The following is a 21,800-nucleotide window of genomic DNA, read 5'->3' as shown; positions in this document are numbered from 1 at the left end:
TGAAGGGAGGGTTCGGATTGTTCCGCAACCCTCTCTTTTTGTTATAGTTAAAAGCGAAAGAGAAAAAGGAGTGATGGAAGATGGCAACGTATAAACTTTTTGTATCAGACATGGACGGTACGATTTTGCACAACCACACCAAAATCGCGGATGAGACAGCGGAGATCGTTCGTGAAGCAGAGGCGGCAGGAATTCGCTTTGCGATTGCGACGGGGCGCAACTATGTGAATGCGAAACAGATTTTAGACGAGGTCGGACTTTCTTGCCCGATCGTCTCGTCGAATGGGGGACGTGTGCTCGACACGTCGGGAGAAATCCTTCATGAAATCGATTTGACGATTGAAGAGGCACTTCAAGTCATCGATGTCCTTCATCAAGATGACAAGTATGCAGACGTTTTTTACGAAATGTACACAGAAGCGGGACTCGTGGCGAGCCGTGGCGATTTGATTGAAGCATCGATGAAAAACTTGAAAGCGAATGGTGACGACCGCTCGCTCGAGATGTACGAATTCTTTAAGAATCGCTACTACGTCAACGAAGACGTCAAAATTGTTGATGACATTGAGAACTTTATCCGAGAAGAAGCGGGACGTGTCTACAAGTTCATCGCTTTCTCGAGCCACCTTGAGAAAATGAACGGACTTTGGAAAGAAATCGAAGACCAAGTCGAAGGGGTGTATGTCACGTCTTCAGGCAATGATAACATCGAAGTGATGGCACACGGTGCAGATAAAGGGAACGGTGTGACAAAACTTGCCGAACATTATGGCATCGATTTATCTGAGGTCGTCGTGATCGGGGATAACTTGAACGACGTTCCGATGTTCAAAGTGGCCGGTAAAGGGATTGCGATGGGCAATAGCCATGAAGACTTGATTGCCATCAGCGACCATGTCACCGAACGCCATGATGAGTTTGGTGTGGCGAACGCATTGAAGCGCGTGATGACAGGTGAGTGGAAGTAAAAGATTTGTCGAGGGCTCGTCTCGTTTCGTATAATACGAGTAACGAACATCCGACTAGGAGGAAATAAACTGTGAAATTTATTTTTAATCCGGATATCCGCGACCCGAAGCTCAACTTGGCGGTTGAAGAGTATATCCTTAAACATTTGAACGTAGACCATGAAGATTACTTCTTGTTCTATATTAACGGTCCGTCCATCATCATCGGGAAAAACCAAAACACATCAGAAGAGGTCAATTTGAAGTACATCGAAGAGAACGGCATCGATGTCGTTCGACGTCTCTCTGGTGGAGGTGCCGTTTATCACGATGAAGGAAACTTGAACTTTAGTTTCATCACAAAAGACGATGGCAACTCGTTCAATAACTATAAGAAGTTCACACAACCAATCGTGGATGCGCTTCGTAACCTCGGTGTCGAGGCAGAGCTGACAGGTCGTAACGACATTCAGGTCGGAGAACGCAAAATCAGTGGGAACGCACAATTCACGACGCGTGGACGCATGTTCAGCCACGGGACGCTCATGTTCAACTCGAACATTGAAGAGGTCGTGAACTCACTTAACGTCTCGGAAGAGAAAATGCGTTCAAAAGGAATCAAGTCAGTTCGTAGCCGTGTGGCGAACATCACTGAATTTTTAGAGCGTGAAATGGAGATGGAACATTTCGTCGAAGCGCTTCTCCATTCGATTTATGATGGAGAACAACCGGAACGCTATGTGCTTCGTGACGAGGATTGGGAAATCGTCCATGATATCTCGAAAGAACGCTATGCGAACTGGGACTGGAACTTTGGGAAGTCGCCGAAGTTCGACGTCGAGTCGAAACGTCGTTTCCCAATCGGGACGATTGATGTCCGCTTGAACGTCAACAAAGGGACAATCACAGAAGCGAAGATTTACGGTGACTTCTTCGGTGTCGGTGACATCCAAGATGTCGAGCAAGCGCTCGTTGGGACGCGTTTCGAACGTGCGGCCATCCGTGAACAATTGATGCAACTCGATTTGAAACATTACTTCGGAAATGTCGAGCTCGAGGAATTAGTCGATTTGATTAGTTAAGTTAGTCATGGCGGTCTCTACGGAGGTCGCCTTTTTTTGGCAGTTTCGTGAACGTTGAACGTACGGATTGCACCTGGATGGGAGAAGGCGTATCATAATTTGTGCAAGCGCTTTCGTAGAGGCTGATCAAAAATAGGAGGAATCACAATGTATCGAAGGCTCAGTGAATGGATGGACCCGAGTCGGATGTGGGTGACGGAACAATCGACGTTTGAACGTGCGATTATGGCGGTAGGTCTTGAATTAGAACGAAAAGGCATGGTCAGTTCTTCATTTACGCGAGTCGTTCTCGATCAAGAACCGATCATTCCTTCTGGGGTGAGTGATGTCGCTGTGCCGGTTGCGGTCATTGATGTTCCTATCTCCATAGCGAAACGAGACGGTATTTCCCTTCTTCATCTGCTGAACACGTGTGAAGTAAAAACTATCACGGGAGAGACGATTCAAGCGAAAGCGATATTATTCATTACGGCTACGAATGAATCAAAAAAACAAGGCTATCATAAACTGATTGATGATTTGCTCATGGATGATGAATCTCTCCAAGCGCTCGTACACGTGAAAAGTCGAGCTGGATTGTTTCACTTGCATGCGAACTTTTTGGAAGCGTTTTCTTATTGAAACATTTCATGTACAATAGAAGTAATTGAAAAGAGCGCGGGCAACGTGCTCTTTTTTATGGCTCAAAAGTGAATCATCATTCATTTAAAGGGGGATTACCATGGCAAACTTAGTCAAGTCACTACAAGAAGTAGTGATTGCTCACCCGCAGAAAGCGGCGTATGTGTTTGGGGAAGACACGGTGAGTTACGGACAGTTTTATGGGCAAGTCAAGGCGATGGCGTCGACACTTGAGCAAAAAGGAATTGGACAAGGCGATCACGTCGCCCTCGTTCTCGGAAATAGTCCTGCGTTCCTAATTGCATATTTCGCTGTGTTGTCACGTGGAGGGGTCGTCATTCCGATCAACCCTACATACACGCCTGATGAAATGGCCTACATTCTGCTTGATGGGGATGTAAAAGGGATTGTTGGCTTATCACCGCTCGTCGCACAGGCGGAAGCGGCACTCACGAAGTTGCCTTACTTAAAACTCGTGATTTCCGTTCCATATGCCGATGTTCCGGCATTAAAGCGGGAGGGGACGATTGAATTCATCCCATTCGCAGAAGCGTTTGCTGAAACAGAAGGGACGTTCATCGAAGTGGACGAGGATGAAGTTGCCGTCATCCTTTATACGAGTGGGACGACCGGAAAACCGAAAGGAGCTCTCCTCACCCATCGAAACTTGTTCTCAAACGCACATTCTATCGGAGAGTATTTAGACATCACTCCAGAGGATAAAGCATTGGCGGCATTGCCGATGTTCCATGTTTTCTGTTTGACGGTCATCGTCAATGCACCACTCCTCCGAGGGGCGACGATTGTCATTTTACCGAAGTTCTCTCCACAAGATGTGTTCGACTTGGTGCCGAAGCACCGTGTGACGTTGTTTGCCGGAGTGCCGACGATGTACAATTTCTTGTTACAGACGGCAATGAAAGTACCGGCCTACACGTCTGCGTTGAAGCATGTCCGTGTGTTCGTCTCAGGAGGAGCAAGCTTACCAGTTCAATTGCTCGAGTCATTTGAACAGATGTTTGAGTGCAAGATTCTAGAGGGATATGGCTTGTCCGAGGCATCGCCGGTCACTTGCTTCAACCCGCTCCATGGCGAGCGAAAATCCGGGTCGATCGGACCTTCAATCGTTCACGTCGAAAATAAAGTCGTCGACGAGCTTGGGGAAGAAGTCGGCGTCGGTGAAGTCGGAGAGTTGATTGTACGAGGACCGAACGTCATGAAAGGGTATTACAAACTACCGGAAGAAACGATGATGACACTTCGAGACGGATGGCTCTATACAGGCGATTTGGCGCGACGTGACGAAGATGGTTACTTCTATATCGTCGACCGGAAGAAGGATATGGTCATCGTTGGAGGCTATAACGTATACCCTCGTGAGGTAGAGGAAGTATTGTATCAACATCCGGATATCGTCGAAGCTGCCGTCATCGGTGTGCCGGATGCAGAACAAGGGGAAGCGGTGAAAGCGTTCGTCGTCACGAAACATGAAAATGTGACGAAAGAGGACATTCGTGCATTCACACAAACGAAATTAGCAAAATACAAGCAACCAACCTATATCGAATTGATTGATGAGCTTCCACGAAATACGACCGGTAAGATTTTACGAACGGTCTTAAAGAGCGAAGCGTTTCAAAATAGTTGAGTAGAGAAGGGCGACTTAGTTCGCTCTTTTTTATTCTTTTCATTTGACACTGTTACGGGGTAGGGGTATATTGGTGGTGAGGTGATCAACATGGAAGAATTTATACATGACCAACCACTCGTTCCGCGTGATGATGCTGAACGGGAGGCACTCGGGAAACGTCTAAAACGAATCGAAGGACAAGTCCGAGGGATTCAAAAGATGGTCGAGAACGACCGCTATTGTGTCGATATTTTGACACAGACGTCAGCCATTCAGGCCGCTCTGAAGCAAGTCGAGATGCAACTGTTAGAGCGTCATATGCGCAAGTGTTTGGTTCACGCAAGTGAGACGGAAAACATGGAACCTTACATTGATGAATTGATGATAATCGTCAGCCGCATCAAAAAATAAGGAGGGATTTCATGAAAACCGTTGAGTTATCCATACAAGGAATGACCTGTGCGGCTTGTTCGGCACGAATTGAAAAAGTGTTGAACAAAATGGACGGTGTCGAAGCGACGGTCAACCTTCCGCTCGAGACGGCGACCATTCGTGTCGATGAAGGCATTACAGAAGAAGAGCTGATTGCTCGGATTGAGAAAATCGGATACGGAGCCGAGCCGAAAGTGGAAATGGCACCGCCGCATGATCTGCGTCCATTAAAGCGGAAAGTCATCATCTCTGCGCTGTTATCGGCCCCGTTACTCCTCGTCATGTTGACGCATATACCAGGACTCGGATTTCATGCCCCGTGGCTGATGAACCCATGGTGGCAATTCGCCCTTGCGACACCTGTCCAGTTTTGGATCGGGGCACAGTTTTATCAAGGCGCGTATAAGAGCTTGAAGAGCGGGTCGGCGAACATGGACGTGCTCGTCGCGACGGGGACGTCTGCTGCATACTTTTACTCCATCTTTGAAATGATCGTACACCCGATGAATCCACATCTTTACTTTGAGACGAGTGCCGTCCTCATCACACTTGTCTTACTTGGGAAGTGGTTAGAAGGACGAGCGAAAGAGAAGACGACTGATGCGTTGAAATCACTTTTGTCGCTTCAGGCGAAAGAAGCGATTCTGTTTGTCGAGGGTGAAGAACGGTCTGTCGCTGTCGAACTCGTCAAAGTAGGAGACATTCTCGTCGTACGTCCGGGAGAGAAGATTCCGGTCGATGGACGAATCATCGAGGGAGAGACGGTCATTGATGAATCGATGTTGACAGGGGAATCGATTCCAGCAGAAAAGACTGTCGACGCCGAAGTTGTCGGCGGAACAATCAATCAGTCTCATCGCATTCTCATGCGGGCGGAACGAGTCGGGAAAGAGACGATGCTCGCTCAAATCGTACGTGTCGTCGAACAGGCACAAACGGATAAGGCGCCGATTCAACGTCAGGCTGACCGCATCTCGGGTGTCTTCGTACCGATCGTCGTAGCCATCAGTGTTGTCACGTTCGTGGTCTGGGCATTCCTGTTAAATGATATCGATACGGCTATTCGAGCATCAATCGCAGTACTTGTCATCGCATGTCCGTGTGCCCTCGGTTTGGCAACGCCGACATCGATCATGGTTGGAACGGGACGAGCGGCAGAACAAGGTGTATTGTTCAAAGGTGGGGGGCAACTCGAATCACTCAATGAATCAAACATCGTTGTTTTTGATAAGACAGGGACGTTGACGAACGGGAAGCCAGAAGTAGTGGAAACGTTTGGTGACGAGGCAGCGCTCCGACGCGCCGTCATGGCAGAACGACAATCCACACATCCTTTGGCGGCCGCCATTGGTCGGGAAGCAGGCGATGGTGTCGTGACGAAAGTGGAGGAGTTGGCCGGACGAGGTGTTAAAGCGGTTGTGGATGGTAAAGAACTCGTCATCGGGTCCGTTCGAATGATGGAAGAGCTCGGATACAACTTGCCAGATTGGTCGATGGGGGCGATGACCCCGGTCTATGTCGCGGATGAAAGTGGGATTGTTGGGGCGTTCGGGCTACAAGATCAATTGAAACCGAAAAGTCGTGAAATCGTGCAAGCCCTTAACCAAACGCGTGACGTGTATGTATTGACAGGTGACCGGAAAGAAGTCGCCTACGCGATTGCCGACGAACTTGGTCTCCCGCATCGTCAAGTCATTGCCGAAGTCCTTCCTGTCGAGAAGGCGGAGCAGATTGAACGATTGAAACAATCCGGTCGCGTTGCCATGGTAGGGGACGGCATGAACGATGCCCCGGCACTTGCGGTGGCGGACGTTGGGATCGCATTCGGGAGTGGTACGGATGTCGCACTCGAGGCGGCAGATGTTACAATTGTAGGGCAAGACATTGAAGGCGTAAGTCGAGCGATGAATATGAGTCGTTTGACGATGAAGAACATTCGTCAAAACTTGTTCTGGGCCCTTGCCTATAATAGTCTTGGTATCCCGGTCGCTGCAGCAGGGTTACTTGCCCCATGGATTGCTGGAGCGGCGATGGCGTTCAGTTCGGTGTCTGTCGTCTTGAACGCATTACGATTAAAAACACAAGGAGGATCATCATCATGAAAGAAACAACGTTAACCGTAGAAGGTATGACATGTAATCATTGCAAAGCTGCCGTTGAGGGGGCATTGAATGAATTGAACGGTGTCGAATCAGCGACGGTATCTCTCCAAGAGCATCGAGTCGACGTGATCCATCAAGATTCTGTCTCACTTGAGACGATGGTGGAAGCAGTCGAAGAACAAGGATACGATGTAAAAGCATAATCATGGTAAGTCCCGAGTGAAATCGGGACTTTTTTGTGGTATCCAATGGATAAGATGTGTGCTATATTTAAGTTGATAATGAGAATCGGTATCAACGGGAGGCGGACATCATGGAAATGATCATGATCAGTGGAGTGTTGGCGTTGATTAGTGGGGGCGCAGCATTTTTGACGCAACAGTTACGAACAAATTCAGTACGGTGAAGAAGGTGCGGTTTCGTGACCTTCTTTTTTCTTTGACTTCATTTCTTTCCCATCATTTCACGACAATTGTTTGATATGATGAGAAAAAACGTGTTGAGGTGACTTGAATGTATACAATCTACTTAGTCGACGATGAAGCAAACTTAAACAAAATGCTCGTCACGTATCTAGAACAAGAAGGATACAACGTTCGCTCATTTGCGGACGGGACATCTGCACAAGAAGCGATTCCAGACCAACCGGATTTATGGGTGCTCGATATCATGTTGCCGGACCTGGATGGCTTCCAATTATTGAAACAAATCAAAGCCGTCAATGCCAATACGCCGACGATTTTCATCTCGGCGCGCGATGAGGATATCGATAAAATCATCGGGCTTGAGATGGGTTCGGATGATTACATCGCCAAACCTTTCCTTCCGAGGGAACTTGTCATCCGCGTCAAAAAATTGATTGATCGTGTCTATGGTTCGAAATCGAACGAGCATATCGAATACGGGGAGTACACGATTTATCCGGATAAACGTCTAATCAAGCACGGAGAAGAAGAAATCGATTTGACTTCGAAAGAATTCGATTTACTGCTACTCTTCCTCGAGCATCCGGGCTCTGCCTTGTCACGTGAGCAGATTCTAGAAGGTGTTTGGGGGAACGATTACTTCGGATCGGACCGCGTCGTCGATGACTTGGTGCGTCGTGTCCGGAAAAAATTACACCGTCTCGAGCTCGAAACGCTTTACGGTATCGGTTACCGTCTCGTCAGACCATGATGGACGCGCTTAAACCGAAGCGGCTCATGTGGAAGATTTGGGTGCTCATCTTACTCATCATCGTGACGCTCGCGCTCATGATTTTGATTACGGTCCGTTCATCCATCACCCAGTTCATCGATGAACAAGTATATGAGACGTTACGAGATGTGGACTATTATTTAGGGAACACGAATGAGTTAGAGAATTATCCCCAAAACCCGATTGAGTATGACCGACGCCAACAAGAGTCCCGTTCGGTCAACCAATTGATCTTTCTCCCGAACGGACGGATCATCTACGGATCGGCACCGCTTGAATTGACGAACCGCATGTATCAGGAAGCGTTAAATCAAAGTGGTCAGGTCGAACGGTATCAGACCACGATTGACGGAGAGGACGTCTATTACATCATTCGTCAAAATGAATACGATGGAACGATTGTGTATCAAGCCTCCTACGCATGGGATGCCTATCGTCGTGAGTTGGTGTCGACATTATATTTGCGAATCTCGATTCTGATTGGCATCATCAGCCTCTTGTCACTGATTCCAGCTTTATTGATGTCGCGTCAACTGACGAAACCGATCGTGGAGATGGAACGGGCCGTTGAGAAGATTTCGAATCGACAGTGGGAGACCGCTTTACCATTAGATCGTCAAGATGAGCTCGGTCAGTTGGCCCATTCGATTGATGCCATGCGTAAGGAATTAAAAGAGCAGGATTTGGCACAACAAGCGTTGCTTCAAAACATATCGCATGACTTAAAGACACCGATCATGGTCATTCGAGGATATGCCCAATCGATTGGGGACGGTATTTATCCGACAGGAGACTTGAAAGGTTCTGCCGAGGTCATTGATGAGGAAGCGTCTCGACTCGAAAAGAAAGTCGTCGATTTGTTGTACGTCACAAAACTTGAATATTTCAAGGGACAGGAAATGAAACTCGAACCAATCAATCTCGACAAGTTGATGGAACTGCTCGTCGCGCGCTTCAAACTTAGAGGCCAGCTCGATTGGGAAATCAATGGCGAAGGCGGCGAAATGCTTGGCGACGGGGAACAGATCCGGGTCGCATTTGAGAACGTGCTCGACAATGCACTCCGTTACGCGGAATCTTGCATTCGCATCGACCTCCACCAAGATGACGCTGGCGTGGAAATCACCATCTTTAACGACGGGCCGCCAGTTGATGAGAGTTTAGACTTGTTCCACCAATTCTCTCGAGGGAAGCAAGGGAAGTTCGGACTCGGTCTGTTCATTGTGCAGCGAATTGTGACACTTCACACAGGGGAAGTGTCTCTACGAAATACAGGAGACGGAACAGCAGTGCGATTTTACTTTCCCCGACTCAAGTCGAACCAACCTTTAAATTCGAATGCTTGATTTTCAAAACCAGCCAGGAAACGGCTGGTTTTTTCATGGGAAATAGACAAAAGCCGATTTGCGGGGCGCATCGAATCCTGGTATGAATGACATGTAAGTCATTACATACGTTATGGGGGATGAAAAGATGAGCAGATTGACCAATGAAACGAGAGCTTTAATTCCTGTATTTAACGAGTTTGGCGAAGCGGAAACACTTGTGTATCAACCAGAAGGCGTCATGCGAGTAAAAGGGTCGCCAATCGACTTATTAGAACACGCGTGTCTATACTACGGGTCGAGCATTCAAGGTCGAATCGAGGCAGCGCGACACGTCCTCGGACCACATCGAAAGACACCGGTCGTCATGGATTGGCATGCGGATGCCGTCTTCTTTCCGACGATTGCCAAAGAAAGTCCAGATTGTGCGTGGATCAACTTTCAACACGTGACGGCCATCAAGAAAGACGGAAAAGAGACTCTCATTCAGTTTTTGACGGGGGAATCGGTCAAGGTTCACGTGTCCGACCATACCGTGTCGAGACAAAAACAACGGTCAATCGAATTATCGTACGCTTTTCAAAAACGTTTCCATGACAGCACATTGCAACACGCTTAAGGATTGAATTCAATGACAAACCCCTCTATGATGAAGAAGAGATATCATATGTGTATTTGCACATCATCCGAAAGCGAGGGGTTTTTATGTTTTTTGAAAAAATGATTGAGCGAGGGAAACTGGTTATCGTGTTTCTTCTCGTCGCAATCGTCGTGGGTGTGCTGACGTTCTTCCAGCTCCCTAAACGTGAGATTCCGGAAACCGGGATCAATATCGTACTCGTTCAAACACCGTATCCTGGTGCGACAGCGGAAACGGTTGAACGGAATGTTACCGGCGTGTTAGAAGAGGAACTACGTAGTTTAGAAGGAGTAGAGAACGTGACGTCGATTTCGGCTTCAGAGTTCTCGAACATCACGGTCGAGTATGCGGATGGAACCGATCAGGCAGAGTTTCAGGCGAACGTTCGACAAGCGTTGTCGGATGCGACACCTAAACTTCCTGAAAACGCGCTTGCGCCAACGGTCAATGATTCACTCGGGCAGTTACCTGTCGCATCGTATTTATTGACAGCAGACGATCGTGGATCATTTGAGGATGTTCGATCAGACATCGAACAATTAGAGTCGAAACTTTTGCGAACGGATGGCGTGACGGGAGTCACGATCAAAGGGTTACCAGAGCAGGAGTATGTTGTGTCACTTGACTCGGAAGAGCTGAGTTCACGTCAGCTTGCCTTCCCGGACGTATTGACGGCCATTAACGAAGAATACAAGACGACACCGCTCGGCCGTCAATCGACTGAAGAGGGGATTTATCAACTGGCAATCGATAACTTGACGAATGTAGACGATATGGAGCAAGTCATCGTCGGCTCATTCAATGGGGAACCGGTCTTACTAGCAGATGTCGGGACGGTCGAAGAGACAGCGAAAAGTGAAACCGATCTCGTTTCATTAGACGGAAAGCCGGCTGTTTCGATTACAGTTCCGATTGAGTCGGGCTTGGATATTCCAACGATGCAAGACCGTGTCAACGAGGTAGTCGAAGATGGTCTTGGAGACTTAGACGGTTTTGAGCTCGTTCCATATTATGAGCAGGCAAAAGCGGTCGATGCGATCTTCTCATCGCTGACGCGTGAATTTATTGTCGCCATCATTGCTGTCATTGCCGTGACGACGATTGGTCTAACATTCTCTGGCTCGATTATCGTCAGTCTGGCAATTCCGTTGTCATTCTTGATCGCCTTGATCCCGTTACAGTTTACCGGGGTCGATTTGAACCAAATCTCGATTATCGGGGCAATCATCGCCTTAGGGATTTTGGTTGATGATGCGATTGTCGTCAACGACAACATCTTACGACGGTATCGTAACGGAGACTCGGCGATGCTTGGAGCAGTCCGAGGAACGAAAGAGGTATGGGGCTCGATTGTCACGTCGACACTCGCGGTCGTCTTTGCTTTCCTTCCGCTCACCTTGCTATCGGGCGCAAACGGTAACTTCATTCGCGCCTTGCCGACGGTTCTAGCCCTCTCTGTCTTGGCCTCGATGGTCATCAGTTTAACGCTCGTACCGATTGCGCAGTATCGTTTGAATCGTAAAGAAGTGAAAGTATCAAAACGTGAATCAGGTTGGCTCGGCGGACCGCTTAACCGACTCAGTAATTTCTACGCCGACCGCCTCTTACCGAGTGTCGCGAAGCGTCCGTGGACGTTTGGAATTGTCGGATTTGTCATCACGACTGCATTGTACGGTTTGATTTTACTCACGCCGTTTGAGTTCTTCCCAGCCGCGAACCGTCCGGAAGTCGTGACGAGTGTGACCTTCCCCGTTCAAACGGATTTGGAAGAGACAGAGACACGTCTTGAAGAAATTGAAGCGAGATTTAAAGAAGAAGAGGGTGTCGTGGAAACATCCGTCTTCGCCGGAGGAGGTCTCCCTGGTTTATTCACGGGTGGACTCGATCAGTCTGGTGAAAACACGGGACAAGTGGTCGTTCGTGTCGACAACGAATCAATCGATGCCATCGAATTGATTGATAAGTATACGAACGTGTTGCGTGAAGACTATCCAGACGCCGAAATCTTCTTAGATACGCAACAACAAGGACCGCCGGCATCCGCACCTGTCGAATTCACGATGCGCAGCGAGACGATTGATCAACTCGTGGCTGCACGTGACCAAGTGAAAGCCGACCTTGAAGAAATTGACGGGGCCATCGTCCTCGATAATATTAAAGAACCGTTCCAAACACTCACATACGAATTGAATCGTGAGGAAATGGCACGGGCCGGCGTGACGGCAAAAACAATCAGTGACCAAATTCGTCTCGTCACAGACGGTGTTCCAATTGGTACATTCGATGACGGAGTGGAACAACGTGACGTGAAAATCGTCATTGATGCAGAGGCGAACCGCGAAGCACTCGCCCTTGACGAGATTTTAGTTCCTGTCCAAACAGAAGCAGGTCCGCCCGTTGCCCCACTCAGTACATTCGTGACGGAAACGACAACAGAACAAATTCAGCAGATTCCTCGTGAGAATGGGGAGCGTTCGGTCACACTCCAAATCTATGCGAGCGAAGGCATGGATGAAGAGGCATTTAAACAAGATGTCGAGCAGGTGTTGGATGATGCGAAGTCGGGGTTAGAGGATGAAGGGATCACGTTCGACCAGTCCGGTGCGAGCGACACGCAGAACGAGTTCTTCTTAGAGCTTGCGACATTGTTCGTCGTCGTCTTGTTCTTGATTTACTTGATCATCGCATTCCAGTTCAACTCACTCTCGTTGCCATTACTCGTCTTGTTCACAATCTATCTCGCGATCGCTGGAGCGGTCGTCGGATTGTTCGTGACTCAGACACCGTTCAGTTTCATGGCATCGATGGGGATGGTCTCGCTTGCGGGAATCGTCGTCCGGAACGCAGTCGTCCTGTTCGAGTTTATCGAACAACGCATTCGTGAAGGATTACCGGTCACGACCGCCGTTTACGAAGCAGGGCGCGCTCGGATTCGTCCGATTCTCTTGACGGCGCTCACGGCAGTCGTTGCCCTCTTACCAGTCGCACTTGGGGAAGACCCGCTCTTCAAACCGCTTGCGATCGGCATCGTATCGGGTATTCTATTCTCGACTGTATTGACTCTCGTTCTTGTTCCGGCGTACTACCTGATTTTGGCGAAACGTCGTCATAAGGACAAACCATTTACAGAATGATTTAGCTTGAAGATGTGATGCCGTATGGTGTCACATCTTTTTTTGAACCATTTGTCACATGTTTTGGGTGATGTTGTATGGGTATAATTAGAAGAGAGGTTTTGAACAGTATGGGAGGGAATTGAAGATGAACGATTCATATACTTGGCTCAATCGCCGCAAAGTACGACCAGCGTACAGTGTGACCGGGAGCCGTTCGTGGTCGAGTGAACGCGTCGTCCGACCAGATCGCGCACGTGGGAAGATGGTACGTGATGTGAAACGTGTACGTCGTCCGTACGTAGACGAATACGGCAATCGTCGCTGGACGACGGGACGTGTGGTCGTCACGGATGCATCACGCAAAGCGCGGGCGCATGGACATGGCGATACAGCCGTACAATTAGAGTTCTCGACACCAACGCCATATGAACGTGTGAAAGAGATGATTCCAACGAAACGTGTTCTCGTTCCGGTCGTTGCTGGACTCGCGGTCGTCGGTGGGATTGCCGGTGTCGCCTATGCACTTCGCAAAAAGAAACGGAATAAGAAGAACTAAAAAAAATCGCCGAACTTTCGGCGATTTTTTTAGTTGAAGCGTTCAGCGAGGATGCGCTCGAGTTCACGTTGACCGAGTTCACGCATTTCTGCTTCATTCTCTTCATCGTATGCATCATCCGAGAAACGGCCGACAAATTCAACCTTGCCATTACCGAGTTCACGGAACACTAAGTTTTTGCGATCGTTGTAAAAGACGACACGGTATTCACGACCATTTTCATGATCATAGTTGAAGACGCCTTTGATGTGGTCCATGTTCTTCTCTTCCGGCTGATCCTCATCATCGTCCTCATCTTCTTCTGCTTCAGCAGCTTCGTTAGCTTCATCAAGCGCGTCGGCGAGGACTACCGTTTCTTCTTTTTCTTCCGTCTCTTCCTCAGATGAGACGACTTCTTTTTTTTCTTCTTCTGTCATGTGAAACGACCTCCTTTGCTTACTTTCCTATCATACCCACTTTTTATAGTTGTGACTACTCAAAATGATGCGAACAAACACGGACGACATTCGAAGATGACATGATCAACCGTTGAAATAACTGACGTTTGATCGATTCTGGGGCATCCACGGTCTTGAGCGCCTGTTCCATACATCCAAGCCAATGGCCGGCATGTGTCTCAGAAATGGGATGCTCATGATGAATCATCGCCAAGTTTCCACCGCCACGACGTTCCGAATACAACTTTGGACCGCCGAGCAACTGTGTTAAAAATTCAAATTGGTGCTGTTTGACTCGATCTTGATCTTCCGGAAATAGTGGAAGTAAAATTGGATCGGCATAGACGAGGTCATAGAACGCGTCAACGAGTTGTTGTACACCACGTTCGCCTCCAAATTGTTCATAGGCACTCACATATATTCCCCCTCATACGTTCAGTCTAATCGATTTCAATCGAAAAAGGGAATGATGTAGGCTGTTACTTTTTTGGACAAGGTGTAGAAGAGGTTTCCCTCTACAAATGCTTGGGGATGGTTCATAATGAAGAAAAAAGGGAAGGAGTGTTCGCTAAAATGACAGTGACCTTTCACGTTGGTCGATCGGGGACGGGAAAAAGTGAACAAATGATCCATGAGGTCATTCAAGAACTGAAACAAAACCCGAGCGGGCCGACGATTTATGTGATCGTACCGGACCAGATGTCGTTTGAGATGGAAAAGAAAATGGCGACAGTCGATGGTTTGCATGGTTCGACGCGCATTCAAGTCCTTTCGATGCGTCGTCTCGCTTTTTTGATGATGCGAGATGCCGGTGTAGCGACAGATCAATTCTTAGACCAGACGGGGACCCATTTGTTGTTACGAAGGGTCGTCGAGATGAGCGAAGAACGATTGACCTTGTTCCGCCGTACGATGAATCAGTTCGGATTTTATGAAGAATTGAACCAATTAATCTCGATGCTGAAGCGAGGGCTTGTTGAACCGGAGCACTTGTTGCGGTTAAGCGAACAGGCGCAGCACCGTGCTTTGAAGTTACAAGACCTTTCCATCATCTATGAAGGATTTTTAAAGATGACGGAAGGTAAGTCACTTCATGCAGAAGACTATTTCAACGTCATGTTGCAAATCCTTCCGGAAACAGATTTGACGGATGTGCGTGTCTATGTGGACGGATTCAACGAGTTTTCAGAGCAGGAGTTGGCGGTGCTCGTTGCACTTGCAGAGAAGGTCGATGTCGATGTATTGCTGACAATCGATCCTATCTCCTTGTATCGTCTAAATCCATTGTTTGGACCGACGCAGCGGACACTCATGCGTTTCAAAGAACTGTTGACAGAACGGCAGATTCCTTCTCGAGACGAGCTGTATGATACCGTCTATCGTTATACGCATCCGAGTCTCCGTTATCTAGAGGCTACATTCGACCAATTGACGGCGGAACCTTACACTGGTTCAGAGAACCGAATCGATTTACATGCCGCAGTCGACCGAACCGTCGAGGTGGAGGCGGCCGTTCGAGAAGTCATTCGTCTGACACGTGAAGAAGGATATCGTTATCGGGATATCGCACTCGTATCGCGTTCACTCGACGAATATGGTGATTTGGCATCTCAGGCGCTACAAAAGATGGGACTGCCCTATTTCCTTGATGAACGGCAACCAATGCTCGACCACCCGCTTGTCGAACTGTTGAAAGCGACGATTGACATCGCTCTACGTGGATATCGAGAAGAGTCCGTATTCCGTGCCCTTAAAACAGAACTCGTCGTCCTCGATCCGGTACATCGTCGTACGTCCGTTGACCGGCTTGAAGCGTTCGTTATCGAACGGGGGATCAAACATTATCATTGGCACGACGAATGGCAGTTGCGTCGTCGTTCCGGGGAGGAAGCACGCCTCACGAGCGAAGAACTCGATATTGAGGCTGAGCTGAATCGGTCTCGGGAACGTGTTATCGAAACTTTTGATCCATTTCTATCAGATTTAAAACAGGCGAAGACGATGCAGGCTTATACGCACGCCATGTATGCCTTTCTAGAGCGTGTCGGTGTATCAGACTGTCTGACGCACTGGCGCGATGAGGCGATTGAAGAGGCGGAACTACTCGAAGCGCGTGAGCATACTCAAGTATGGGACGCGGTTTTGCACTTGCTCGAGCAGCTAGAAGCCGCAGCTCCGGAAGAGACGTTGTCGACGGACTTATTCCTCCAGATGATGGACACCGGACTAGATAGTCTTCGCTATGCCTTGATCCCACCTTCGCTTGATCAATTGACGATAACGGATTATGTGCGTGGTCGATTGATAGATAAGAAAGTCGTCTTCTTGCTCGGAGCGAATGAAGATCAAATTCCTCTTGTCACGACACAGTCGAAACTGTTGACCGATCAAGATTTGGATTTCATGCATGAGAATGGACTTCGTGCCGGTAAGGCGACAGAGCACTTGTTCGATGATGAAACGTATTACCTATACAAAGCTGTGACGGCACCGAGCGAGCGTTTATACATTAGCTACGCACTAGTCGACAGAACGGGGAAAGCCGTTCAGCCGGCGCGGTTTATCGCTGACTTGAAGGCGCGACTTCACCAAAACGTCATCAAGACTCATTTTGCTGAAGCAGGTGAGCACCGACCACGTGATCAATTCGCCTTCTTGACGAATGTGAATCAGACGGCGGCGGTGACGGCACTTGAACTTCAGCGGTTGAGTCGTCATTATCCGATTCAAGATATGTGGTTTGCTGTCTATAATGAACTGTTGAAGCATCCGGATGGACGGGAACGTCTCCAGTTGTTGACGAGCGCGCTCTTCTATCAAAACATCCCGGAATCGTTGGATGATCGTGTCGCAAAATCCTTATATACTCCGTCGATTCGGGCGAGTGTCTCACGTCTCGAGACATTCCAAGCCTGTCCGTTCAAACATTTCGCAAGTTATGGCTTGCGTCTGAAGGAACGACGGTTGTATCGACTCGAGGCCCCGGATATCGGGAATCTGTATCACCGGACCATCGAACATATGTCGCAGACGGTGAAGATGGACGGAAAGGAATGGCGAGATGTCACTCCTGACGAGTGCTCCCATTTAGCGGAGCAGGCGGTCGAGCTCGTGACCCCAGAGATTCAGCATGCCATCTTGATGAGTTCGAATCGTTACGCCTACTTAAAGAAAAAATTGACGGACGTCGTCAGTAAGACGGCAGAAGTGTTGATTGAACAATCCAAACGAGACGGCTTTGACCCGGAAGCGTTTGAACTCGCGTTCGGCAGCGGACAATTTCCACCCGTTTCGTTCACATTATCGAACGGGGCGACATGTGAACTAGTCGGTCGAATCGACCGTGTGGACACTGCGATGGTCCACGACCAGCTATACGTCCGAATCGTCGACTATAAGTCGAGTAAACGTGAAGTCGACTTTGCAGAAATTTATTACGGTCTGGCGATGCAGATGCTCATCTATTTGAAGGTATTGATTGAGCAGGCAGAGGTGTGGACAAAAGAGAACGTCGCACCTGCTGCGGCGCTCTATTTCCACGTGCACCGACCACTCGTTCCACCTGCTAGTTCTGAAGAAGAAACGCGTCAAAAAGTATTGGAGTCGTATCAGATGCAAGGGCTATTAGTAGATGACCCGGAAATTTTAGAGATGATGGACCGCTCGGCGAAAGGCTCATCCAAAAAATCAATTGTCATTCCGGTCAAATATAAAAAAGATGGTACGCCTGACGCCAACACCTTGAAGAAAATTGTGACGCCCCCTCAACTTGAGCAGTTGATGGACCATGCGTTCGACGTCGTCAAAGCGAGTGCCGAGGAGATGTACAAAGGAAAAATTGACGTAGAACCTTATGAATATAAAGAACGGCGCCCGTGTCAGACGTGTCCGTATCAGAGTGTCTGTCATTTTGACGAAGCGCTCTCGAATGCGCCTCGTAAATTGAAGAAGCTCGAGAAAGAAGAGGTATTTCAGGAGTTAGGAGGCGATGACCGTGAAATGGACGAATGATCAGTTCGCCGCGATTGAAGCAAGAGGGAGTCACGTGCTCGTCTCGGCTGCGGCAGGGTCCGGAAAGACGGCAGTTCTTGTCGAGCGGTTGTCTAGTCGATTGCTTGACGAAACGGATGAACTCACGGCAGACCGGATGCTCGTTGTCACCTTTACGAACGCGGCAGCGGCAGAGATGAAACGACGAATCGCAAAGGCACTTGAAGAGGCGTTGCGCGACGACCCGACAAATGAATATGTCCGAAAACAGCGACAAATGTTGAACCGGGCGCTCATCACGACCATCCATTCATTTTGTCTAGAGGTGATTCGTGAGAACTACTACCTGTTAGATTTGGATCCGGCGTTCAAGATTGCGGAAGAACGAGACCTCGTCCTCTTGCAGGATGACGTCTTAGAAGAAGTGCTTGAGGAAGAGTACGGGAAACAAGATACCGATTTCTTCGCTCTTGTCGATGCGTATACGTCAGACCGGGGTGACAGCGAAATCGAGGATTTGATTCTTGGCTTATATCACTATGCGCGTACTCTCCCAAACCCTGATGCTTATTTAGATCATCTCGTATCCATGTACACGTTCGGAGAAGATCCTGATGAGGAAGCAATCCTGATTGAGTTTGGACAAATGCTGTGGCATGACATCAAAAAAGCCGTACGAGATCTTCGGAAACTTGAAGCGGAGCTTCGGGTCGCTGGGTATGAGCCACAGTCTGAAAACATCCGGCAAGCAATTTTTCCGTTCGAACAACTTGAAGGGGAGACCATTGTCTGGAGTGAACTCGAGACGGCGGCTCGTGCGATGAAGTTTGGCACGATGAAGGCTGTTCCGAAGAAAGAAGAGCACCAGATTTACCACGAGATCCTCAAACCGGCTTACGACCAAGCGAAGAAAAAATTGACAGCAGCGGTCGAACAGGCTCGGGTCAGTGGGGCGGACTTATTAGAGAGCGTCTCGATGCAACAACCGCTCGTTGAAACACTCGTTCGAACCGTCCGTGCGTTCGCCCAAGCCTATGAGCAGGCGAAGCGCGACCGTGCCTTTGTCGACTTCAGTGACTTGGAACATTATGCGCTCGCCATTTTACGACAAGATGGGGGACCGTCCGATGTTGCAGCGCTCTATAAGGAACGTTTCGCTGAGGTACTCGTTGATGAATACCAAGATACGAACGAGATTCAAGAAACAATCATCAACCTGGTCGCAAATGAACGAGAGGAAATCGGGAATTTATTTATGGTGGGCGACATCAAACAATCGATTTATCGATTCCGCCATGCAGAACCGGGTCTTTTCATCGATAAGGCGACACGCTTTAGACAGGCGAACACAGGGAAACGGATTGACCTCTCTCAAAATTTCCGAAGTCGTTCCGAAGTCCTCTACGGGATCAATGATTTGTTCGTCCAGCTCATGGACGAAGAGGTCGGCGAAATCGCATATGATGAGGCGGCACAACTTGTTCCTGGACGTGAGTATGAACCGATTCCGGCGGACCCTGAGTTTATTTTAGTCGATGGCGCGAGTCGTGAGTTATCGAAGCAAGAAGTAGAAGGGCGGGCGATCGCTACTCGCATCTTAGAACTCGTATCGGGAGACGAACCGTTTAAAGTGACGGATGAATCAACTGGTCAACTCCGAAACTGTGAATATCGGGATATCGTGATTCTCGTTCGTTCGAAAAAAGAACGTGTGGAGCAATTGATGGACATTTTGACACAGTACAATATTCCGGCCTACACCGACTCGGATGGCGGGTATTTTCAAGCGACCGAGATTCGGATGATCCTGGCACTTTTGAAAGTGATTGATAATCCACTTCAAGACATCCCACTTGCCGGTGCGCTGCGCTCCCCGATGTTCCGTTTTGATGATAGCGAGTTGGCACGGATTCGACTTGAATCAGAAGATTCTTTCTATGAGGCGCTCAAGGCGAAAGCGGATGACGATGATGAGCTTGGCGTAAAATGTGGCGAGATGCTTGACCGCCTCTCCCGTTGGCGTACTTATGCACGAAATCATAGCCTGTCGGAATTGATTCAACAGTTATTCAATGACACCGGGTTTTATGACTTCTCAGGGGGATTACCTGGAGGAAAAGGGCGGCAGGAAAACTTGAAGGCACTTTATGACCGGGCCCTAGCCTATGAGCGTAGTGGCTATCGAGGTCTTTATCGCTTCTTACGTGTGATGGACCGACTACAGGATACTGGTGAAGATTTGTCAGAGGCGCGGTCGCTCGGGGACGAGGAAAACGTCGTTCGTATCATGACCGTGCACAAGTCGAAAGGACTTGAGTTTCCGGTCACGATTGTTGCCCAACTCGGAAAACAATTTAATAAACGCGATCAAATGCAACGTGTCATTTTCCACAAACAGTACGGCATCTCACTCGATGCGATTGACGTCGTGACACGTACGAAATCGGAGACGTTCGTGAAAGAGATGATTCGACGAGATTTAGATGCGACGATGAAAGCAGAAGAGATGCGCGTGCTTTACGTGGCCTTGACACGTGCGAAAGAAAAATTGATTCTCGTGGGAACGGTAGGCGAACCACTCAAACACCTTCAGCAGTGGCTTCAGGTCGGTCAATCTGGAGGTTTATTGGCGAGTGAGGCGAGGCGAGAGGCAAAAACGTATCTCGATTGGATTGCACCGGCGCTTTTACGCCTTCCGAGTGCCACTTCGTTTATCGAATCATTCGGCTTCACGGTTCCCTCTACTTTCCAAGAATCGACTTCATGGATTTATCGTGTCATCGGAGAAGCGGACCTTGCGGAGATTGCGACTCTACAAGAGATGATGGCACAGTTGCACCACGTCCAACGATTTGAAGCAATCGATTTTCCGATTCAAAATGAAGAAGAGACGATTCGTGCCGTACAACAAGCTTTGACCTACGAATACCCTGCACAGGATGCGGTACGTACGGCGGCGAAACAGACGGTGACCGAACTGAAGCGGGCGATGCAACTCGAACAGGCCGCTTTCGAAGATCCGGTACGTCCGGTCGATACCCCTTATCGGGAACCGAAATGGCGTCAAGTCAAACAGACCGGTGCGGAACGCGGGACGACGTTACACTTGATTTTCCAACTGGCTGACCCGAACCAACCGATTGTCGACCAAATCAATCAATGGGAAATGCAAGGGATGCTCAGTCCGATCGAGGCAGAGACGGCACGCCTCGCCATCCCGGATATCGAGATGTTTTTCCAAACAGAAGTCGGTCAAGCGCTCGCTGGTGCACTAGAGCGAGGGACGGCATGGCGAGAGCTACCTTTCACCTACACGGTGCCGGCCGAACGCGTCAATCCGAATGGACACTTTACGGATGAGCATGTCTTGATCCAAGGGATTATCGATTGTCTGTATTTCGATGGGGATTCGTATGTGCTTCTCGATTATAAATCGGATGCTGTCACGCATCTATCCGATTCCCGGGAAGAGGCACATGAGCGATTGCGAGATCGATATGCGATTCAACTACAATTATATCGAGAGGCGATTGAGACGATCTGGAATATTCGGGTCGAGCGAACTTTGATTTATTCGCTTGATCTGCAGGAAATCGTGACCGTGTCGACTAAATAAATGTGAATAAATGAAGAGCGATGTCAGCTATAGGACATCGCTCTTTTCCTATGTGCAAATTCACATTCGATTTCGTTGACAATCGAGTTGGAGAGGAGTAATTTATTTT

The 21,800-nt window shown here is 48.7% G+C and carries 16 protein-coding genes; 14 read left to right on the top strand and 2 right to left on the bottom strand.

The genetic code is table 11. The features are described from left to right. The first annotated feature begins 80 nt into the window (after positions 1 to 80). The 12 genes from KNO79_RS10355 to KNO79_RS10300 all read left to right on the top strand — a co-directional run bounded on the left by KNO79_RS10355 (position 81) and on the right by KNO79_RS10300 (position 13,648). Positions 81 to 968, top strand: coding sequence for a Cof-type HAD-IIB family hydrolase (locus KNO79_RS10355; RefSeq protein ID WP_214691234.1), 888 nt, complete (start codon positions 81 to 83; stop codon positions 966 to 968). A gap of 71 nt (positions 969 to 1,039) precedes the next feature. Further along, positions 1,040 to 2,029: a lipoate--protein ligase gene (gene lplA, locus KNO79_RS10350; RefSeq protein WP_074037667.1), complete on the top strand. Its 990-nt coding sequence runs from the start codon at positions 1,040 to 1,042 to the stop codon at positions 2,027 to 2,029. A 147-nt stretch (positions 2,030 to 2,176) separates the two neighbouring features. Beyond that, a complete protein-coding gene (locus KNO79_RS10345; RefSeq protein WP_214691233.1) occupies positions 2,177 to 2,650 on the top strand; it encodes a PTS sugar transporter subunit IIA in 474 nt (157 codons plus the stop codon). Positions 2,651 to 2,750: 100 nt separating this feature from the next. Continuing rightward, positions 2,751 to 4,298: a long-chain-fatty-acid--CoA ligase gene (locus KNO79_RS10340; protein WP_074037665.1), complete on the top strand. Its 1,548-nt coding sequence runs from the start codon at positions 2,751 to 2,753 to the stop codon at positions 4,296 to 4,298. A gap of 90 nt (positions 4,299 to 4,388) precedes the next feature. Beyond that, positions 4,389 to 4,691 (top strand): metal-sensitive transcriptional regulator, encoded by a 303-nt coding sequence (locus tag KNO79_RS10335; RefSeq protein WP_214691232.1) that lies wholly within the window; start codon positions 4,389 to 4,391, stop codon positions 4,689 to 4,691. Positions 4,692 to 4,702: 11 nt separating this feature from the next. Next, positions 4,703 to 6,814 (top strand): heavy metal translocating P-type ATPase, encoded by a 2,112-nt coding sequence (locus tag KNO79_RS10330; RefSeq protein WP_214691231.1) that lies wholly within the window; start codon positions 4,703 to 4,705, stop codon positions 6,812 to 6,814. Further along, a complete protein-coding gene (gene copZ / locus KNO79_RS10325) occupies positions 6,811 to 7,017 on the top strand; it encodes a copper chaperone CopZ (RefSeq protein WP_074037662.1) in 207 nt (68 codons plus the stop codon). The genes KNO79_RS10330 and copZ overlap by 4 nt, the downstream gene beginning before the upstream one ends. A gap of 310 nt (positions 7,018 to 7,327) precedes the next feature. Then, positions 7,328 to 7,990 (top strand): response regulator transcription factor, encoded by a 663-nt coding sequence (locus KNO79_RS10320; RefSeq protein ID WP_214691230.1) that lies wholly within the window; start codon positions 7,328 to 7,330, stop codon positions 7,988 to 7,990. A gap of 26 nt (positions 7,991 to 8,016) precedes the next feature. Continuing rightward, positions 8,017 to 9,357 (top strand): sensor histidine kinase, encoded by a 1,341-nt coding sequence (locus KNO79_RS10315; protein WP_237708239.1) that lies wholly within the window; start codon positions 8,017 to 8,019, stop codon positions 9,355 to 9,357. Between the two features lie 127 nt (positions 9,358 to 9,484). Beyond that, positions 9,485 to 9,955: a competence protein ComK gene (locus tag KNO79_RS10310; RefSeq protein ID WP_015880956.1), complete on the top strand. Its 471-nt coding sequence runs from the start codon at positions 9,485 to 9,487 to the stop codon at positions 9,953 to 9,955. A gap of 86 nt (positions 9,956 to 10,041) precedes the next feature. Next, complete coding sequence (locus KNO79_RS10305; protein WP_214691229.1) at positions 10,042 to 13,110, top strand: efflux RND transporter permease subunit; 3,069 nt, start codon at positions 10,042 to 10,044, stop codon at positions 13,108 to 13,110. 127 nt (positions 13,111 to 13,237) lie between these two features. Further along, positions 13,238 to 13,648 (top strand): hypothetical protein, encoded by a 411-nt coding sequence (locus KNO79_RS10300; protein WP_015880958.1) that lies wholly within the window; start codon positions 13,238 to 13,240, stop codon positions 13,646 to 13,648. Positions 13,649 to 13,677: 29 nt separating this feature from the next. On the opposite strand, the gene KNO79_RS10295 is transcribed toward KNO79_RS10300, so the two are convergent. After that, positions 13,678 to 14,064: a hypothetical protein gene (locus KNO79_RS10295; RefSeq protein WP_015880959.1), complete on the bottom strand. Its 387-nt coding sequence runs from the start codon at positions 14,062 to 14,064 to the stop codon at positions 13,678 to 13,680. Between the two features lie 55 nt (positions 14,065 to 14,119). Next, the gene (locus KNO79_RS10290; RefSeq protein ID WP_015880960.1) at positions 14,120 to 14,500 is read right to left on the bottom strand and encodes a truncated hemoglobin; all 381 of its coding nucleotides are present in this window, start codon (positions 14,498 to 14,500) and stop codon (positions 14,120 to 14,122) included. Positions 14,501 to 14,658: 158 nt separating this feature from the next. Here KNO79_RS10290 and addB point away from each other — a divergent pair, with 158 nt between their 5' ends. Further along, on the top strand, positions 14,659 to 18,096 hold the full coding sequence (gene addB, locus KNO79_RS10285) for a helicase-exonuclease AddAB subunit AddB (RefSeq protein ID WP_214691228.1): 3,438 nt from the start codon (positions 14,659 to 14,661) through the stop codon (positions 18,094 to 18,096). Then, positions 18,074 to 21,691, top strand: a complete 3,618-nt coding sequence (gene addA / locus KNO79_RS10280; RefSeq protein WP_214691227.1) for a helicase-exonuclease AddAB subunit AddA — start codon at positions 18,074 to 18,076, stop codon at positions 21,689 to 21,691. Before addB ends, addA begins: the two co-directional genes overlap by 23 nt. Positions 21,692 to 21,800 lie beyond the last annotated feature (109 nt).

Origin of the sequence: Exiguobacterium sp. s43 (assembly GCF_018617255.1) — a bacterium.
GTDB classification, from domain to species: Bacteria; Bacillota; Bacilli; order Exiguobacteriales; family Exiguobacteriaceae; genus Exiguobacterium; species Exiguobacterium profundum.
Note: the sequence above shows the minus strand (reverse complement) of the source record. Positions and strands in the feature narration are given on the sequence as shown.

Excerpts from the sequence above, each read along its gene's own strand:
- KNO79_RS10355 (WP_214691234.1), top strand. The coding sequence starts at position 81 with ATGGCAACGTATAAACTTTTTGTATCAGACATGGACGGTACGATTTTG.
- KNO79_RS10345 (WP_214691233.1), top strand. The coding sequence starts at position 2,177 with ATGTATCGAAGGCTCAGTGAATGGATGGACCCGAGTCGGATGTGGGTG.
- KNO79_RS10340 (WP_074037665.1), top strand. The coding sequence starts at position 2,751 with ATGGCAAACTTAGTCAAGTCACTACAAGAAGTAGTGATTGCTCACCCG.
- KNO79_RS10335 (WP_214691232.1), top strand. The coding sequence starts at position 4,389 with ATGGAAGAATTTATACATGACCAACCACTCGTTCCGCGTGATGATGCT.
- KNO79_RS10330 (WP_214691231.1), top strand. The coding sequence starts at position 4,703 with ATGAAAACCGTTGAGTTATCCATACAAGGAATGACCTGTGCGGCTTGT.
- copZ (WP_074037662.1), top strand. The coding sequence starts at position 6,811 with ATGAAAGAAACAACGTTAACCGTAGAAGGTATGACATGTAATCATTGC.
- KNO79_RS10320 (WP_214691230.1), top strand. The coding sequence starts at position 7,328 with ATGTATACAATCTACTTAGTCGACGATGAAGCAAACTTAAACAAAATG.
- KNO79_RS10315 (WP_237708239.1), top strand. The coding sequence starts at position 8,017 with ATGTGGAAGATTTGGGTGCTCATCTTACTCATCATCGTGACGCTCGCG.
- KNO79_RS10310 (WP_015880956.1), top strand. The coding sequence starts at position 9,485 with ATGAGCAGATTGACCAATGAAACGAGAGCTTTAATTCCTGTATTTAAC.
- KNO79_RS10305 (WP_214691229.1), top strand. The coding sequence starts at position 10,042 with ATGTTTTTTGAAAAAATGATTGAGCGAGGGAAACTGGTTATCGTGTTT.
- KNO79_RS10300 (WP_015880958.1), top strand. The coding sequence starts at position 13,238 with ATGAACGATTCATATACTTGGCTCAATCGCCGCAAAGTACGACCAGCG.
- KNO79_RS10295 (WP_015880959.1), bottom strand. The coding sequence starts at position 14,064 with ATGACAGAAGAAGAAAAAAAAGAAGTCGTCTCATCTGAGGAAGAGACG.
- addB (WP_214691228.1), top strand. The coding sequence starts at position 14,659 with ATGACAGTGACCTTTCACGTTGGTCGATCGGGGACGGGAAAAAGTGAA.
- addA (WP_214691227.1), top strand. The coding sequence starts at position 18,074 with ATGACCGTGAAATGGACGAATGATCAGTTCGCCGCGATTGAAGCAAGA.